Source organism: Brevundimonas sp. (genome assembly GCF_013823285.1).
GTDB lineage: Bacteria > Pseudomonadota > Alphaproteobacteria > Caulobacterales > Caulobacteraceae > Brevundimonas.
This window is the reverse complement of record NZ_PNLV01000166.1, coordinates 1-3,368: the sequence shown is the minus strand read 5'-3', so window position 1 is coordinate 3,368 and position 3,368 is coordinate 1. Positions and strand designations below refer to the sequence as shown.

At 68.6% G+C, this 3,368-nt stretch carries 4 protein-coding genes; 3 read left to right on the top strand and 1 reads right to left on the bottom strand.

Annotated elements, in window-relative coordinates:
* Positions 1-40: 40 nt before the first annotated feature.
* Positions 41-649 carry an HAD-IA family hydrolase gene (locus C0461_RS13935; RefSeq protein WP_292107852.1) on the bottom strand — a complete coding sequence of 203 codons (609 nt, stop codon included), beginning with the start codon at positions 647-649 and terminating at the stop codon, positions 41-43.
* A gap of 137 nt (positions 650-786) precedes the next feature.
* On the opposite strand from C0461_RS13935, the gene rlmN reads away from it, so the two are divergent.
* The 3 genes from rlmN (at position 787) to C0461_RS13920 (ending at position 3,354) form a co-directional block, all read left to right on the top strand.
* Positions 787-1,950 (top strand): 23S rRNA (adenine(2503)-C(2))-methyltransferase RlmN, encoded by a 1,164-nt coding sequence (gene rlmN, locus C0461_RS13930; protein WP_292107851.1) that lies wholly within the window; start codon positions 787-789, stop codon positions 1,948-1,950.
* Between the two features lie 116 nt (positions 1,951-2,066).
* Positions 2,067-2,510, top strand: coding sequence for a DUF350 domain-containing protein (locus C0461_RS13925; protein WP_292107849.1), 444 nt, complete (start codon positions 2,067-2,069; stop codon positions 2,508-2,510).
* Between the two features lie 19 nt (positions 2,511-2,529).
* Positions 2,530-3,354 carry a serine protease gene (locus C0461_RS13920; RefSeq protein WP_292107847.1) on the top strand — a complete coding sequence of 275 codons (825 nt, stop codon included), beginning with the start codon at positions 2,530-2,532 and terminating at the stop codon, positions 3,352-3,354.
* Positions 3,355-3,368: the final 14 nt, after the last annotated feature.

Below are 3,368 nucleotides of genomic sequence, written 5' to 3'. Positions count from 1 at the left end.
TTTTTGGGGGAGGCGTTGGGCTGATGTACGCAGGGTGCGACTAAGGATGGCTCAGTTCAGGGATCAGATCCCGGAGCGTCGCCCCGGGGGTCCATAGCGCCGCCGTCCATCCGCGGGCCAGGGCGGCCTCGACGTTCCTTTGGCTGTCGTCGATGAAGGCGATGGCTTCGGGCGCAAGACTCGTGCGCGTTTCGACGGCCAGATAGAAGCCAGGCGACGGCTTCGATGCGCCAAGCTGGGCCGCGTAGTGCATGTCATCGAAATGGTCGCGAAGACCCAGGGTGTTCCAGAGATGGGCCGCTCGCTCGTGCTCCTGCACGGTGGCGAGATGAAGCGAGACCCCTGCCGCCCTGACAGCCGCGAGCTGGGCCAGCAACGCCTCATCGAGATGAGCGTCACCCTCGAACCAGTGGTCGATCAGCTGATCACAACGGACATGGGGGGCGATTTCCCGGAGCGCCTCCTCAAGGCGGTCGCGAAGGGCGGCGCGCCCGTGGATGATGTCGTCCCAGTGCCGCTGGAAAAAGGCGGCCTGAAGCGCTGCGCGCGGAATCCCGAGCTCCTGCTCGATGTGGGCTGACCAACCCAGGGGATGAGGGTGGCGCACCACGACGCCGTCGACATCCACCATCAATGCGACCGGTTTCATCAGAACTACGCCCCTGGACGATGACGGTCAGTGTGCCTCAACCCCGCCCTTCCGCAACGCCCCATCCGCCCCCACCTTAAATCCGCTCCGTTTTGTGCTATAGGGGCGGCCTCCCTCCAACGCATGGACCTTTGCCCGTGGGCGTGACCCTCGATCTTTCGCGTGTTTCCAGCGCGGCCGCAGCGGCCCCCGTCAATCTGTCCGGATTGACGCGCGCGGGCCTGCGTCAGGCCCTGATCGACGCCGACATCTGCCCGCCGGAGAAGGCGAAGATGCGCGCCAGCCAGATCTGGGGCTGGATTCATCACTACGGCGTCACCGACTTCGCGGCCATGAGTAACATCGCCAGGGACACCCAGGCGAAGCTGGCCGAGGCTTTCACCCTGGCCCGCCCCGAGATCGTCGAGCGTCAGGTGTCGAAGGACGGCACCCGCAAATGGCTGATCCGCACCGCGCCGGGCATCGAGATCGAGGCGGTCTATATTCCCGACGTGGGCCGGGCCGGGGCGCTCTGCGTCTCGTCGCAGGTTGGCTGCACCCTGAATTGCACCTTCTGCCACACCGGCACCCAGAAGCTGGTGCGCAACCTGACCGCCGCCGAGATCGTGGCCCAGGTGCAGGTGGCGCGGGACGATCTGGACGAATGGCCGTCGCCCAAGGAAGACCGCCGCCTGTCCAACATCGTGTTCATGGGCATGGGCGAGCCGCTCTACAATCTCGACCATGTCGCCGACGCCATCGACATCATCTCGGACAACGAGGGCATCGCCCTGTCGCGGCGCCGGATCACGGTCTCCACCTCCGGCGTCGTGCCGCAGCTGGACGCGCTGGGCACGCGGACCCAGGCCATGCTGGCCATCAGCCTGCACGCCACCAACGACGCTCTGCGCGACGTGCTGGTGCCCCTGAACAGGAAGTACGACCTCGAACAGCTGATGGCGGGCATCCGGGCCTATCCGGGCATCTCCAACGCGCGGCGGGTGACGTTCGAATACGTCATGCTGAAGGGCGTCAATGACAGCCCGGAGGAAGCCTGGGCGCTGGTCAAGCTGATCCAGGGCATTCCGGCCAAGGTCAATCTGATCCCGTTCAATCCGTGGCCGGGGACGGATTACGAGTGCTCCGACTGGAAGACCATCGAGCGCTTCGCGGCGATCCTGAACAAGGCTGGCTACGCCAGCCCGATCCGCACCCCGCGCGGACGCGACATCCTGGCCGCTTGCGGCCAGCTGAAGTCCGAAAGCGAGAAGGTCCGGGCCAGCGTCCGGCGCGCGACGCCGGCCCCCGAAGCGGCGGCCTGAACCGGACGCCGGACAACCCATCGGCGAATTCCTCGCGGTGTGGCCCGCACGCGCTTGCGGATTGGTCCGGGAGTCGGGCAAGGCTTTCCACACCCTTCGTCCCTATATGAAGCGCCATGGATCCGCAGTCGCTCGTTCCCAGTCTGTCCAGCCCGGAGGTCCAGGCCTTCGCCGCCGGATTTCCCATCGCCCTGATGCATGCGGCGGTGACGCTGGGTCTGCTGTTCGCGGGGGCCACGGTCTATGCGCTGCTGACGCCGTGGAAGGAGATCGCCCTGATCCGAGAGGGCAACGCCGCCGCGGCCGTAGCCCTGGGGGGGGTGCTGGTGGGCTTGGCCATTCCCCTGTCGGTTTCGCTGTCTGTGTCCACCTCGGTGCGCGACATCCTCATCTGGGGCGTGGCCACCATCGTCATGCAGCTGCTGGCCTTCCGCGTGGTGGACATGGTCCTGACCGGCCTGCCCCAGCGCATCCAGGACGGCGAGGTCCCGGCGGCGGTGCTGCTGGTCGCCGCCAAGGTGGCCACGGCCCTGATCCTGGCCGCGGCCCTGACCGGCTGAGGGAGGCCAGATCCGCCAGGTGCGCTTTCCCAGGGTTCCAGACTGGCTGATCTACGGGGTCGTTGTGCTGGCCCTGCTGATGGTCGCCACCACCCGGCGCGAGCGGGTCTACAATCCGCCCGCCCCGCCTCCGCCGGACGAGGCCGAGGGCGCATTGCTGGGCCCCGTCACCCCGTTCGACCCGATGGTGATGGTGGAGACCCCGCCCAATTTCCAGCCCTCCATGGGCACCGCCTTCGCCATTTCGTCGGAAGGCCGCTGGCTGACCGCTCGCCATGTGGTGGAAGGCTGTCCCCGGCCCGCCCTGATCATCGGCGGCGGCCGCGCGGTGGCCGCCGACGTGCGTCTGGCGCCACGCGCGGACGTGGCCCTGCTGATCACCGACGGCGGCCCCACGGCCATGCCCCTGGCGTTGGAGGCGCCCCTGCATCAGGGCCAGCGGGCGTTCCATCCCGGCTATCCTCAAGGGGGGCCGGGCGAGGTGACCTCGCGCCTGCTGGGCCGCGAGACCCTGCGCATCTCCGGGCGCGGGGCCCGGGACGAGCCGGTGCTGGCCTGGGCCGAGGTGGGGCGCACGGACGGCCTTTCGGGCACACTGTCGGGTCTGTCCGGGGCCCCGGCCATGGACCGCCAGGGCCGGGTGATCGGAGTGACCATCGCGGAAGCCCCGCGCCGGGGCCGCATCTACACCACCGCGCCCGACACCCTGGGCCCGGTGCTGCGCGGCACGGTGCGCGCGGGAGAGCCGGCCCTGGGCGAGCCGGTCACCATCGACAACTATTACCGCGTCGCCGACCGCCTGCGCCGCGACCTGCGCGTGGCCCAGGTGGTGTGTCTGGAGTGATGGCGGCTCAGGCC

Coding starts and splice junctions, on each gene's coding strand:
- C0461_RS13935 (WP_292107852.1), bottom strand. CDS start 649: ATGAAACCGGTCGCATTGATGGTGGATGTCGACGGCGTCGTGGTGCGC.
- C0461_RS13925 (WP_292107849.1), top strand. CDS start 2,067: ATGGATCCGCAGTCGCTCGTTCCCAGTCTGTCCAGCCCGGAGGTCCAG.